The organism is Kitasatospora sp. NPDC085464, from assembly GCF_044541955.1.
Classification (GTDB): domain Bacteria; phylum Actinomycetota; class Actinomycetes; order Streptomycetales; family Streptomycetaceae; genus Kitasatospora.
This window is the reverse complement of sequence record NZ_JBITTM010000035.1, coordinates 76923-88547: the sequence shown is the minus strand read 5'-3', so window position 1 is coordinate 88547 and position 11625 is coordinate 76923. Positions and strand designations below refer to the sequence as shown.

The following is an 11625-nucleotide window of genomic DNA, read 5'->3' as shown; positions in this document are numbered from 1 at the left end:
TACGACTCGTAGGACTCGTACGGCTGCTGCTGCTGGTACCCCTGGGCTTGGCCCTGGCTCTGGTACGGCTGCTGGTAGCCCTCGTACCCCTGCTGTCCCTGGTGCCCCTGCTGCTGGTAGCCGTACGGGTCGTGGGTGTACACCGGCTGCCCGTACTGGTCGTACTGCGGCTGCTGCTCGTACGACTCGTAGGACTCGTACGGCTGCTGCTGCTGGTACCCCTGGGCTTGGCCCTGGCTCTGGTACGGCTGCTGGTAGCCCTCGTACCCCTGCTGCCCCTGCTGGCCGCCGCTGCGATCGGTCATGCGCCGCTCCTGGCTCAGGTCCCGCGCGGCGCGTACAGCGCCCGCTTGTCGATGTAGCGGACCACGCCGTCCGGGACGAGGTACCAGACCGGCTCGCCCTTGGCGACCCGGTTGCGGCAGTCCGTGGAGGAGATGGCCAGCGCCGGGACCTCCACCAGGGAGACCCCGCCCACCGGAAGCCCGGCGTCCGACAGAGTGTGCCCCGGGCGGGTGCATCCGATGAAGTGGGCCAGCGAGAAGAGTTCGTCGGAGTCGCGCCAGGACAGGATCTGGGCGAGCGCGTCGGCGCCGGTGATGAAGAAGAGGTCGGCGTCCGGGTGCAGGGCGTGCAGGTCGCGCAGGGTGTCGACGGTGTAGGTGGGGCCCTCGCGGTCGATGTCGATCCGGCTGACCGAGAACTGCGGGTTCTCCGCGGTGGCGATGACCGTCATCAGGTAGCGGTCCTCGGCCGGGGTGACGTGCCGGTCGCTCTTCTGCCACGGCTGCCCGGTCGGCACGAAGATCACTTCGTCCAGGTGGAACGCGCTCGCGACCTCACTGGCGGCGACGAGGTGGCCGTGGTGGATCGGGTCGAAGGTGCCGCCCATCACGCCGAGGCGCTTCTTCACCGGTTCCGGTCCGCCGGGATTCCCGGCCTGCTCTCCCATGCCGCCACACCTTACGCGACGCCCGTTACGGTGCGGGAACGCCCGGGTGGGGGTTGCCCGCAGACCCGGTGGGGGTTCCCCGCAGACGCGTCAGGGAGCGGCCGGCCGGTGGCCGGACGCTCCCCGGAGAGGTCCGCGGAGCGGGCTCAGCGGTCCCGGTTGAAGCGGGTGGTGATGAAGAGCAGGAGCAGCAGGATGAACAGCGCGGCGCCACCCGTCAGGAGCGGGTTCAGGCTGTCGTGGTTGCCCCCCTCGCCCTCGGCGAGCAGGTTCAGGACGGGGAGTGCGGCGGCAGTGCTCATGGTCGGCGGGACCTTCTCGGCTCGGTGAACGGACCTGGGGGTGGTTCCGGGCCGGTGAGGGCCCACCCGTCATCGTACGGGGGGTCACACGGCAACCGCTCGGCGGCCCACCGCCGCTGACCGGGCGTGAGCGCGCACGGGCCGGGCCGGGGTCCGCGGGCCTGGTCGGGGCCCGGAAGCCGGGTCCCGGGGGCCTGCTCCCGGCGGCCGGGCGAGGGCCTGACGCCGGGTCCCGGGGCTAGTTGCCGCGGAAGGCGCGGGCCATCAGCCAGACCAGCAGGCCGATCCCCACGAAGGACGCGATCACGATGATCCGCAGGAAGAGGCCCGGACCGGCCTCGTCGGAGATGGGCGTGGCCAGGCTGACAAGCGTGTCGGTGGACATCTGCGGGGCTCCTCGAACTGCTCGGTACCGCGGCCGGGTCCGGTCTCGGTGGTCCAGGGCATTCAGGGTAAACCGGCCTCACACCGGCGCCGCCCACCGGCCCCCGCGGCGCGGCCGGGGCCGCACGTACGCTGTCGCCCGGGGACGAGTACGCAACCACGGACGTTGCACAGACAGTCGTTTCAGGCGAAGACCAGCGGGGGGCCGGCCAGTGGGCCGCAGCCGCCGTCGACCAGGAGGGTACTCACACCATGACCGACACGACCGCGAAGACCCCGAGCCGCCGCCGCGAGCGTTTCCCCGGGATCTCCACCCGGGCCTGGGAGCACCCGGCGGACCGTTCGGCGCTGGTCGCCCTGCGGCGGCTGTCCGGCTTCGACGACGTCCTCAAGAAGCTCGCCGGCCTGGTCTCCGAGCGCGCGATCCGGCTGATGTTCCTGGCCACCGCCGTGAAGACCTCCGAGCGCCAGTTCCCCGAGCTGTACGACATGGTTCGCGACACCGCCTACGTGCTCGACCTGGAGCAGGTCCCCGACCTGTACGTGACCCAGGACCCGGCGGTCAACGCGTACACCATCGGCATCGACACCCCGATCATCGTGATCACCAGCGGCCTGGTCGAGCTGCTCGACGAGGAGGAGCTGCGTTCGGTCATCGGCCACGAGGTCGGCCACGCGATGTCCGGCCACGCCGTGTACCGGACGATGCTGATGATCCTCACCAACATCGCCACCCGGATCGCCTGGGTGCCGCTCGGCAACCTGGCGATCACGGCCGTCATCACCGCGCTCAAGGAGTGGTTCCGCAAGGCGGAGCTGTCCAGCGACCGGGCCGGCCTGCTCGCCGGGCAGGACCTCCAGGCGTCCATGCGGGCCCTGATGAAGCTGGCCGGCGGGCACAACCTGGCCGAGATGAACGTCGACGCCTTCCTGGAGCAGGCCGAGGAGTACGAGAAGGCCGGCGACCTGCGCGACGGCGTCCTCAAGCTGCTCCAGGTGCTGCCGCAGACCCACCCCTTCGCGGTGGTCCGGGTCGCCCAGCTGAAGAAGTGGGCGGAGAGCGACGAGTACCGCTCGATCATGACGGGTGCCTACCCGCGCCGCGCGGACGACCCCGACACCTCGGTCGGTGAGCAGTGGAAGGCGGCCGCCGACCACTACGCGACCTCGGTGAAGGAGAGCAAGGACCCGCTGATGGGCCTGATCCGGGACGTCGCCGGCGGCGCCGTGACCGTGGGCGGCAAGCTCCGCGACACCTTCACCGGCGCCGGCCGCGGCAGCTCGAACGGCTCCGAGGGCTCGAACGGCTCGAACGGCGCCGACGGCAGGACCGACCGCGACAACAGCTGAGCCCCGGCACCCGGGCCCCGCCCGCCGGCGAACGCCGACGAACGCCGACGAACGCCGACGAACGCCGACGACGGCCGAGGAACGCCGGCGACGGCCGACGAACCCCGGCGACGGCCGGTGACCCGCCCGGGTCACCGGCCGTCCGCGCGTCCCGGAGCCCTCAGCTCCCCGCCAGCACCCCGCACACCTGCCAGGCCGGGCGGGCGTGGTTGCCGGGGTCGACTGCCGCCGGCGGCGTGACCGCCGTGCCCTGCGCCGTGGCCAGGACCGGCTGCAGGTAGCCCGCCATCGAGGTGCCGCAGGGCGCCGGACCGGCCTGGAGCACCGAGTCCACCAGCCGCAGTTGCGCCGAGGCCAGGTCGACCCGGTCGAACTGGAAGGTGAGCTGCCGCCGCACCGTCTCCAGGGTGACCGGCGCTCCAGCCGGGGCCCCGGCCGGCTTCAGCGCGTAGACGAAGGTGTGGTCGGTGGTGATCTGCAGCGTCCCGCTGTCCGCCTCGTCGATCCGCATCGCGCCGACCACCTTCACGGTGTCCGAGGCCAGCGCGACCTGCGCCGGGTCGAAGCGGACCATCCAGCCGGTCACCGCGTGGTGCCGGTCGTCCACCGGCTGCGCCACGCCCGTGTCGAACTCCGCCTGCTCGCCGGGCGTGACGAAGGCCCGCACGTCCGCGGTGGCGCCCTGGACGAGGGCGGCCGGGGCCAGCGAGGAGGCGACCAGGTAGCGCTGGACGGTGTCGAGCGCCTTGGTCACCTCGACCCGGCTGAAGTGCTCGGTGGCCGCCCCGGTCGGGGTGTTCAGCCCGACCGTGCCGTCCCCGTACCCGGGTGGCAGCGCCGCGAAGGGATTCGCCGGGTCGGCGACCGGGTGGACGGCCGAGGCCGGGCTCAATGCGACCAGGCTGACCGTCAGTTGGCTGCCCTCGGGTCGGGCCGGGATCCCCCTCGGCGAGCTGACCCCGAAGTACACCGCGGCCCCGAACGCGAGCAGGATGAGCAGCAGCAGGGCGAGCGCCTGGCGCGGCACGGTGCCCAGCGGGCCGAGCCGCACCCGCTGCCGGGTGGCCTTGCCGAAGGAGCCCGCCAGCCGCTCCCGGGCGGACAGCTCCTGGATCCGGGCAGCCCGGACGAACGATTCGTCGAAGACGACGGACCGGAATTCGTCCTCGTTGCCGGAGCCGCCCTCGGGCGTACCCTCAGGAGGTTCTCGCGGGTCACCCACAACACCAGGGTAGGCGGACACCGGCGCTGCCACGAGGGTCCCCGCGCAGATTCCCGGGGACGCTCCGTGACCACCCGCCCCGGGGCGTGCGCCCGTGCGGCGTCCGGCGGCTAGCCCGCCGGTGCGGTGACCACCAACGACGGCTCGGCGGGCGCGGGGCGCGGGTCCACCCCGGCGCTGCTGCTGCCCGACTCCGGTCTGCGGGGCGCGTCCGAGGAACCGCCCACGCCCTGGTAGATCGCCGCGACCGCGACCGCCACCAGGCTCACGCCCATGATCACGGCGAGCACCCAGGCCACCGGCCGGTGCCAGCGCTGCTGGGCCACGTACCGGCCGCGGGCGCGCACCGGGTCGTAGCCGCGCCGCCACCGGCGCCGGCTGCGCCGGTCGGTCGTCCGGCCCGGTCCCGACCAGGGGTCCGGGTAGTGGTGGTCCTCGTCGAGTCCGCTCGGGTACGGGCGCAGCTCCAACGGGAGCCCCTCCCCGGCCGAGACGTCGTAGCCCCAGCCCGGGCCCGCGGTGTCCGGCTCGAACCGGGCCTCGGCGGCGGCGAGTTGCCGCTCCTTGGCAGTCGGCTCGTGCACGGCGGCGGACCGGACGAAGGCCTCATCGAAGACCACGGTGGCGAACTCGTCGTCCGCACCACCGTGGTCGGCGCCGTCGGGGTACGGCAAACCCCCCACATCCTCAGCCACGGATTCAGCGTATTACCGGCCGGGCGTTTTGTCTGTGGCTCCCGGCAGTTGGTCCGTCACACGTGTGACGGCCGGCTCGCGGGCCACGGCTCAGCGGGCGTCCGGGTCCCCGCCGACGGTCTGCGTCGCCTCGCCCCGCACGTGCCCGTCACCGGTGACGATGTACTTGGTGCTGGTCAGCTCGGGCAGGCCCATCGGGCCGCGGGCGTGCAGCTTCTGGGTGGAGATGCCGATCTCCGCGCCGAAGCCGAACTCGCCGCCGTCGGTGAAACGGGTGGAGGCGTTGACGGCCACCGTGGTCGAGTCGACCAGCTGGGTGAAGCGCCGGGCGGCGGCCTGCGAGGTGGTGACGATCGCCTCGGTGTGGCCGGAGGACCAGCGGCGGATGTGCGCGACGGCGGCGTCCAGCGAGGGCACCACGGCCGCGGCCAGGTCGTACGAGAGGTACTCGGCCCCCCAGTCCTCGTCGGTCGCGGGCACCACGGTGGCCGGACCGCCCTCGGCGGCCTTGAGCACCGCCTCGTCGCCGTGCACGGTCACCCCGGCCTCGGCCAGGGCGGCCAGGGCGAGCGGCAGGAAGGCGTCCGCGACGTCCTGGTGGACCAGCAGCGTCTCGGCCGCGTTGCAGACGCTGACCCGCTGCGCCTTGGAGTTGAGCAGGATGCCGACGGCCATCGCCAGGTCGGTCTCGGCGTCCACGTACACGTGGCAGTTGCCGGTGCCGGTCTCGATCACCGGGACGGTCGAGCCCTCGACGACGGTGCGGATGAGCGAGGCGCCGCCGCGCGGGATCAGCACGTCGACGAGGCCGCGGGCGCGCATCAGCTCCTGCACGGAGTCGCGGCTCTCCCCCGGCACCAGCTGGACCGCGTCGGCGGGCAGCCCGGCCGCGGCGAGGGCGTCCCGCACCACTGCGACGAGCGCGGTGTTGGAGCGGTAGGCCGAGGCCGAGCCGCGCAGCAGCGCCGCGTTGCCCGACTTGAGGCAGAGCGCGGCGGCGTCGGCGGTGACGTTCGGGCGGGCCTCGTAGATGATGCCGACCACGCCGAGCGGCACCCGCACCTGCCGCACGTCCAGGCCGTTCGGCAGGGTGTAGCCGCGGACGACCTCGCCGACCGGGTCGGGCAGGCCGGCCACGTCGCGCACGTCGGAGGCGATCGCGGCGATCCGCTCCCCGGTGAGGGTCAGCCGGTCGATCACCGACTCGGCCGTCCCGGCCTCCCGGGCCCGGGCGACGTCCTCGGCGTTGGCCGCGACGATCTCCGCGCTGCGGGCCACCAGCGCGTCCGCGATCGCCAGCAGCGCGGCGTCCTTCGCCCTGCGCGGCAGCGGGGCGAGCGCGGCGGCCGCCTCCCGGGCTCGGCGCGCTACGGCGAGGACGGGGCTGTCGGCGGTGGCGAGGTCGCTGGTCATGCCGCCAAGGGTAGCGACTGCGCCCGCCCGGGCCGCCCGCGTTCCGCATGGCGAACAGCGGCCGGGCGGGGCGGTCCGGTCAGTACGGGTGCACGCCGCCCAGGTGCGGCGGCGGATCGCCGAAGCCCTCCGCCACCCGCTTGTGGTACGTCGCCCGGTCGACCACCTCCAGCCCGACGATCTCCCACGGCGGCAGGTTCGCGGTGACCTTGTGCTCGCCCCAGAGCCGCAGCGCGATCGCCGCCGCGTCGTGCAGGTCCCGGGCCTGCTCCCAGTAGCGGATCTCGGCGTGGTCGGCCGCGTAGCGGGCGGTCAGGAAGAACGAGTGGTCGTGCGCCAGTCTCTCCAGTGAGGCGCGCAGCGAGGACAGCTGGGTGGCCTCCCCGGACACGCTCAGCACCACGTGCCACAGCCGAGCCTGCTCGGGCACGGTGGGCGGCTCCGCGGCGTCCGCGCGCTGGGTCCGCAGCCTGCGCATCCCGGCGGGCCCCTGGGGCGGCCGACCGGCCGGCTCGGCGGGGCCGTCCCCGCGTCCGCCGTCGATGCTGGTCAGCCGCCGGCCCGCCGTCCCTCCGGTCAGCGCTGCCTCGCGCCTGCGTTCCACCGGCGGCCTCCTGTTCGGCGATCTCGTGTCGTCCCCACCGCCCCGTCGGCCTCTCGGCCGACCGGTACGGCTGCGCCCCTCCTCGCCCGTGGCCGGGCCGCTCCCGGTACGGAGCGGCCCGCCGTCCGCACTGCGCCGATCGGCCGGCGGCCGGTGCCGGCCCGCCGAGCGGTCAGCCGCGCAGAACGACCAGGTCGTCGCGGTGGACGACCTCGCGCTCGTACGCGGCGCCGAACTCCTGGGCCAGGTCGCGGGTGGACCGGCCGAGCAGGCGGGGCAACTCCCTCGCATCAAAGTTGACCAGTCCGCGAGCCACGATGTGGCCGTTTTCGGCAAGAAGGTCCACCGGATCACCCGCGGCGAAGTCCCCGTCGACCTTGGTGACCCCGGCGGGCAGCAGCGAGGCGCCGCCGGAGACGACCGCCTCGACGGCGCCCGCGTCCAGCTGCAGGGTGCCGCGCGGGCTGCTCGCGTGGGCGAGCCAGAGCATCCGGTCGGAGGTGCGGGCGCCGGTGCGCAGGAAGAGCGTGCCGGTGGGTCGGCCGGCCAGCGCGTCGGCGGCCTGGCTGGCCGCGGTGAGCACCACCGGGATGCCCGCGCCGGTGGCGATCCGGGCCGCCTCGACCTTGGTGACCATGCCGCCGGTGCCGACCCCGGCCTTGCCCGCGCTGCCGATCTCGATGCCGTCGAGGTCGTGCGGGCCGCTCACCCGCGCGATCCGGCTGGTGCCGGGGCGGGAGGGGTCGCCGTCGTAGAGGCCGTCCACGTCGGAGAGCAGGACGAGCAGGTCGGCCCGGACGAGGTGGGCGACGAGCGCGGCGAGCCGGTCGTTGTCACCGAACTTGATTTCGGCGGTGGCGACGGTGTCGTTCTCGTTGACGATCGGCATCGCGCCCATCGCCAGCAGCTGGTCCAGGGTGCGGTAGGCGTTGCGGTAGTGGGCGCGGCGGCTGGCGTCCTCGGCGGTGAGCAGCACCTGGCCGACCCGGATGCCGTACCGGGCGAAGGAGGCGGTGTACCGGGCGACCAGCAGTCCCTGGCCGACGCTGGCGGCGGCCTGCTGGCGGGCCAGGTCCTTGGGCCGCTTGTCCAGGCCGAGCGGGGCGAGTCCGGCGGCGATGGCACCGGAGGAGACGAGCACGACCTCCGGGGCGTCGGGGCGGCTGCGCACCTTGGCGATCGCGTCGACCAGGGCGTCGACGCGGTCGGCGTCCAGGCCGCCGGCCGCCGTGGTGAGTGAGGAGGAGCCGACCTTGACCACGATCCGCCGTGCGGTCAGCACCTCCTCCCGCAGAGAGTCCTCGCTCATCTCGCTGTACGCCCTTCCGGTGTGGTGCGGGTACGGCGGGCCCGGGCCCGGCCGTCACCCCCGAAATCTACGCGATCCGCGCAGGTCTCCCGCAGGGAGTTTCACCGGCTGGACCCGGCCTGGTCACGGGCCTGCCACAGCCGGTCAGCCAATCCGGATGGCTGGTATGGTCCCTGACCGAAAGCCAGATCGGGGGACGGCTTCTTGCCCGCTGGACCCATTTCGTCTTCGACCCTTGTTGTCACGAGAGGGCGGCGCCGCACTGGGCAGGCCGGCAACGGTTCGCGGTCGCGCGCCCGGGAGAAAAGCGCATCATGCGTTCGTACACCACCAAGCTGACCGTCGCCGCCCTGGCGGCGGCCACCGCGCTGTCGCTCGCGGCCTGTGGCCCGGACAACGCCGACCCGGCCGCTCCGTCGGGCGGTTCCACCGGTGCCGCTCCGGCGCCGACTTCGGGCGCTCCGGGCGCCACCGGCGGTGCCGCGACCGGGGGTGCCGCGACCGGCGGCGCCACCGGCGGTTCGACCGCCGCCCCGACGGGCGGTGCCGCCGGCGCTGCCACGGGCGGTGCTGCGACGGGCGGCGCGGCTACCGGCGGGGCCACGGGCGGAGCCGCCACGGCCGGTGCCGCGGGCGGCGGCGCCGGCGCCGGCAAGCTGCCGCAGGCCGGCACCACGGTGAAGTTCGGCCAGCCGGCCACCGTGGACTTCGCCGACAAGACCTTCAACGCCGCCGCCAAGCTGGAGATCAACGTCACCGGCGTCGCCCCGGGCTCGATCAAGGACCTCCAGGACTCCAAGGCCACCACCGCGGGCCTGGACGGCCGCTCGCTGTTCTACGTCAGCTGGACCATGAAGAACCTGACGGACGCCAAGCTGACCTTCGCCGCCCCGAACTCCAAGTTCCGGGTCTACGACGCCTCCGGCGCCAGCGCCACCCCCGTCCTCACCTCCGGCACCCCGGTCGCCAAGTGCAACACCCCGAGCTTCTCGGGTGCCACCAAGGACGTCGAGTTCAAGGGCTGCGACATCATCAGCCTCCCGGCCGGCGCCAACCCGGCGATGGTCGGCTACGGCGACTCCACCGACATCTCCAAGATCCAGGCCGCCTGGACCAAGTGACCGCCGCGCCACCCCTGAGCACGGGAACGGCCCCCGCCACCTCGACAGGTGGCGGGGGCCGTTCGCGTCAGCCGGTCCGAGCCGGCTCAGTCCTCGTCGTCGTCGCCCTCGATGGCGGCCTGGCGGCCGCTGGACAGCGCCTCGAAGGCGAGGAACTCGGCCTCCGCCGCGTCCCGGCCCTTCTGCTTCTCGCGGCGGCGGTCGACCGCCGGGCGGGGCGACTCGAAGCGGTGGTCCTCACCGCGGCGGCCGAGCATCTCGGCGCCGGCGGCCATGGTCGGCTCCCAGTCGAAGACGACGGCGTTCTCGTCCGGGCCGATGATGACGGTGTCACCCTCGTGCGCCCCGGACTTCCACAGCTGGTCCTCGACACCGAGGCGGGCCAGCCGGTCGGCGAGGTAGCCGACGGCCTCGTCGTTGGAGAAGTCGGTCTGGCGGACCCAGCGCTCCGGCTTGACGCCGCGGATGCGGTAGGCGCCGTCCTCCTCGGTGATGGTGAAGCCCGCGTCGTCGACGGCCTTGGGCCGCAGCACGATCCGGGTGGACTCCTCGGCCGGCTTGGCGGCGCGCGCCTCGGCGACGATCCCGGCCACCGCGAAGCTCAGCTCGCGCAGGCCCTTGCGGGAGGCGGCGGAGACCTCGAACACCCGGTAGCCGCGCTCCTCCAGGGAGGCGCGGGTCAGGTCCGCGATGTCCTGGCCGTCCGGCACGTCCACCTTGTTGAGCGCGACCAGGCGCGGACGGTCCTCCAGGCCGCCGTACTCGGCGAGCTCGGCCTCGATGGTCTCGAGGTCGGTCAGCGGGTCGCGGCCGGGCTCCAGGGTGGCGCAGTCCAGCACGTGCACCAGCACCGAGCAGCGCTCGACGTGCCGCAGGAACTCCAGGCCCAGGCCGCGGCCCTGGCTGGCGCCCGGGATCAGGCCGGGCACGTCGGCGATGGTGTAGACGGTCTCGCCCGCGGTGACCACGCCCAGGTTGGGGATCAGGGTGGTGAACGGGTAGTCCGCGATCTTCGGCTTGGCGGCGGAGAGCACCGAGATCAGCGAGGACTTGCCGGCGCTCGGGTAGCCCACCAGGGCCACGTCGGCGACGGACTTGAGCTCCATGACGATGTCACGGGCCTCGCCGGGCTCGCCGAGCAGGGCGAAGCCGGGCGCCTTGCGGCGGGCCGAGGCCAGCGCGGCGTTGCCGAGGCCGCCGCGGCCGCCCTGGGCGGCGACGAAGCTGGTGCCGTGCCCGACCAGGTCGGCGAGCACCTCGCCCTTGCGGTCCAGCACCACGGTGCCGTCCGGCACGAGGAGGACGAGGTCCTGGCCGTCGGCGCCGGTGCGGTTGCCGCCCGCGCCCGGCTTGCCGTTGGTGGCCTTGCGCTTGGGCGAGTGGTGGTACTCCAGCAGGGTGGTGACCTGGGAGTCCACGGTGAGGATGACGCTGCCGCCCTCACCGCCGTTGCCGCCGTCCGGGCCGCCGAGCGGCTTGAACTTCTCGCGGTGCACGGAGGCGCAGCCGTGGCCCCCGTTACCCGCGGCGACGTGAAGTTCGACGCGGTCCACGAAGGTGGTCATGGGTGTGCCTCCAGTGCGCGAGAGTCTGCTTCTACCTGCGTAAAGCGTGAAGGGTGGACCGGAGAATTCCGGCCCACCCTTCACTGTGAGTCATACGACTCGGGAGTCCGCTGGGACTCAGGCCTCGACGGCCACGATGTTGACGACCTTGCGGCCGCGACGGTTGCCGAACTGCACGGCACCGGCGGTCAGCGCGAACAGGGTGTCGTCGCCACCGCGACCGACGCCCGCACCCGGGTGGAAGTGGGTGCCACGCTGGCGGACGAGGATCTCGCCGGCCGAGACGACCTGGCCGCCGAAGCGCTTCACGCCGAGGCGCTGGGCGTTCGAGTCACGGCCGTTACGGGTAGAGCTTGCGCCCTTCTTGTGTGCCATATCTCGCTATCCCCTTACTTGCTGACCGAGTCGATGCTGGTGATGCGCACCGCGGTGTGCTTCTGGCGGTGGCCCTGACGACGGCGGTAGCCGGTCTTGTTCTTGTAACGCAGGATGACGATCTTGTCACCCTTGGTCTGGTCGACCACCTCGGCGTGAGCCTTGACGCCGGCCAGGACCCACGGGTCGGAGGTGACGGCGTCACCGTCGACGACGAGGATGGTCGAGAGCTCGACCGAGTCACCCGGCTTGGCCTCGATACGGTCGATCTCCAGCACGTCGCCGACGGCGACCTTGTGCTGGCGGCCGCCTGCGCGAACGATCGCGTACATG

General features: G+C 73.3%; 14 protein-coding genes. 2 read left to right on the top strand and 12 right to left on the bottom strand.

All coding sequences use genetic code 11. From position 1 onward, the window contains the following. The 4 genes from ACIGG8_RS28925 to ACIGG8_RS28910 form a co-directional block, all read right to left on the bottom strand. Positions 1–305, bottom strand: a 305-nt coding sequence (locus ACIGG8_RS28925) for a hypothetical protein (RefSeq protein WP_396551718.1), incomplete at its 3' end; no start/stop codon positions are given. Between the two features lie 14 nt (positions 306–319). Then, a complete protein-coding gene (gene nadD, locus ACIGG8_RS28920) occupies positions 320–952 on the bottom strand; it encodes a nicotinate-nucleotide adenylyltransferase (RefSeq protein ID WP_350525617.1) in 633 nt (210 codons plus the stop codon). Positions 953–1098: 146 nt separating this feature from the next. Next, positions 1099–1254, bottom strand: a complete 156-nt coding sequence (locus ACIGG8_RS28915) for a hypothetical protein (protein WP_350525618.1) — start codon at positions 1252–1254, stop codon at positions 1099–1101. Between the two features lie 238 nt (positions 1255–1492). Next, positions 1493–1639, bottom strand: coding sequence for a hypothetical protein (locus ACIGG8_RS28910; protein ID WP_350525619.1), 147 nt, complete (start codon positions 1637–1639; stop codon positions 1493–1495). Positions 1640–1890: 251 nt separating this feature from the next. Here ACIGG8_RS28910 and ACIGG8_RS28905 point away from each other — a divergent pair, with 251 nt between their 5' ends. Next, a complete protein-coding gene (locus ACIGG8_RS28905; RefSeq protein ID WP_396551717.1) occupies positions 1891–2988 on the top strand; it encodes a M48 family metallopeptidase in 1098 nt (365 codons plus the stop codon). A 160-nt stretch (positions 2989–3148) separates the two neighbouring features. Here ACIGG8_RS28905 and ACIGG8_RS28900 read toward each other — a convergent pair whose 3' ends face one another. The 5 genes from ACIGG8_RS28900 to proB all read right to left on the bottom strand — a co-directional run bounded on the left by ACIGG8_RS28900 (position 3149) and on the right by proB (position 8231). Then, positions 3149–4210 carry a hypothetical protein gene (locus ACIGG8_RS28900; RefSeq protein ID WP_396551716.1) on the bottom strand — a complete coding sequence of 354 codons (1062 nt, stop codon included), beginning with the start codon at positions 4208–4210 and terminating at the stop codon, positions 3149–3151. Positions 4211–4320: 110 nt separating this feature from the next. Next, positions 4321–4905: a hypothetical protein gene (locus ACIGG8_RS28895; RefSeq protein WP_396551715.1), complete on the bottom strand. Its 585-nt coding sequence runs from the start codon at positions 4903–4905 to the stop codon at positions 4321–4323. A gap of 90 nt (positions 4906–4995) precedes the next feature. Beyond that, entirely contained in the window at positions 4996–6318 is a 1323-nt protein-coding gene (locus ACIGG8_RS28890; protein ID WP_396551714.1) for a glutamate-5-semialdehyde dehydrogenase, read from the bottom strand. Between the two features lie 79 nt (positions 6319–6397). Continuing rightward, on the bottom strand, positions 6398–6922 hold the full coding sequence (locus ACIGG8_RS28885) for a hypothetical protein (protein WP_396551713.1): 525 nt from the start codon (positions 6920–6922) through the stop codon (positions 6398–6400). 172 nt (positions 6923–7094) lie between these two features. Beyond that, positions 7095–8231: a glutamate 5-kinase gene (proB, locus tag ACIGG8_RS28880; RefSeq protein ID WP_396551712.1), complete on the bottom strand. Its 1137-nt coding sequence runs from the start codon at positions 8229–8231 to the stop codon at positions 7095–7097. A gap of 314 nt (positions 8232–8545) precedes the next feature. Between proB and ACIGG8_RS28875 the strand changes: the two genes are divergently transcribed. Continuing rightward, positions 8546–9352, top strand: coding sequence for a hypothetical protein (locus tag ACIGG8_RS28875; protein ID WP_396551711.1), 807 nt, complete (start codon positions 8546–8548; stop codon positions 9350–9352). Between the two features lie 86 nt (positions 9353–9438). On the opposite strand, the gene obgE is transcribed toward ACIGG8_RS28875, so the two are convergent. The 3 genes from obgE to rplU all read right to left on the bottom strand — a co-directional run bounded on the left by obgE (position 9439) and on the right by rplU (position 11624). After that, entirely contained in the window at positions 9439–10917 is a 1479-nt protein-coding gene (obgE, locus tag ACIGG8_RS28870) for a GTPase ObgE (protein WP_396551710.1), read from the bottom strand. 117 nt (positions 10918–11034) lie between these two features. Further along, positions 11035–11292 (bottom strand): 50S ribosomal protein L27, encoded by a 258-nt coding sequence (gene rpmA / locus ACIGG8_RS28865; protein ID WP_030058248.1) that lies wholly within the window; start codon positions 11290–11292, stop codon positions 11035–11037. A gap of 14 nt (positions 11293–11306) precedes the next feature. Further along, the gene (gene rplU / locus ACIGG8_RS28860; protein WP_030233759.1) at positions 11307–11624 is read right to left on the bottom strand and encodes a 50S ribosomal protein L21; all 318 of its coding nucleotides are present in this window, start codon (positions 11622–11624) and stop codon (positions 11307–11309) included. Position 11625 lies beyond the last annotated feature (1 nt).

Excerpts from the sequence above, each read along its gene's own strand:
- nadD (WP_350525617.1), bottom strand. The coding sequence starts at position 952 with ATGGGAGAGCAGGCCGGGAATCCCGGCGGACCGGAACCGGTGAAGAAG.
- ACIGG8_RS28915 (WP_350525618.1), bottom strand. The coding sequence starts at position 1,254 with ATGAGCACTGCCGCCGCACTCCCCGTCCTGAACCTGCTCGCCGAGGGC.
- ACIGG8_RS28910 (WP_350525619.1), bottom strand. The coding sequence starts at position 1,639 with ATGTCCACCGACACGCTTGTCAGCCTGGCCACGCCCATCTCCGACGAG.
- ACIGG8_RS28905 (WP_396551717.1), top strand. The coding sequence starts at position 1,891 with ATGACCGACACGACCGCGAAGACCCCGAGCCGCCGCCGCGAGCGTTTC.
- ACIGG8_RS28890 (WP_396551714.1), bottom strand. The coding sequence starts at position 6,318 with ATGACCAGCGACCTCGCCACCGCCGACAGCCCCGTCCTCGCCGTAGCG.
- proB (WP_396551712.1), bottom strand. The coding sequence starts at position 8,231 with ATGAGCGAGGACTCTCTGCGGGAGGAGGTGCTGACCGCACGGCGGATC.
- ACIGG8_RS28875 (WP_396551711.1), top strand. The coding sequence starts at position 8,546 with ATGCGTTCGTACACCACCAAGCTGACCGTCGCCGCCCTGGCGGCGGCC.
- obgE (WP_396551710.1), bottom strand. The coding sequence starts at position 10,917 with ATGACCACCTTCGTGGACCGCGTCGAACTTCACGTCGCCGCGGGTAAC.
- rpmA (WP_030058248.1), bottom strand. The coding sequence starts at position 11,292 with ATGGCACACAAGAAGGGCGCAAGCTCTACCCGTAACGGCCGTGACTCG.
- rplU (WP_030233759.1), bottom strand. The coding sequence starts at position 11,624 with ATGTACGCGATCGTTCGCGCAGGCGGCCGCCAGCACAAGGTCGCCGTC.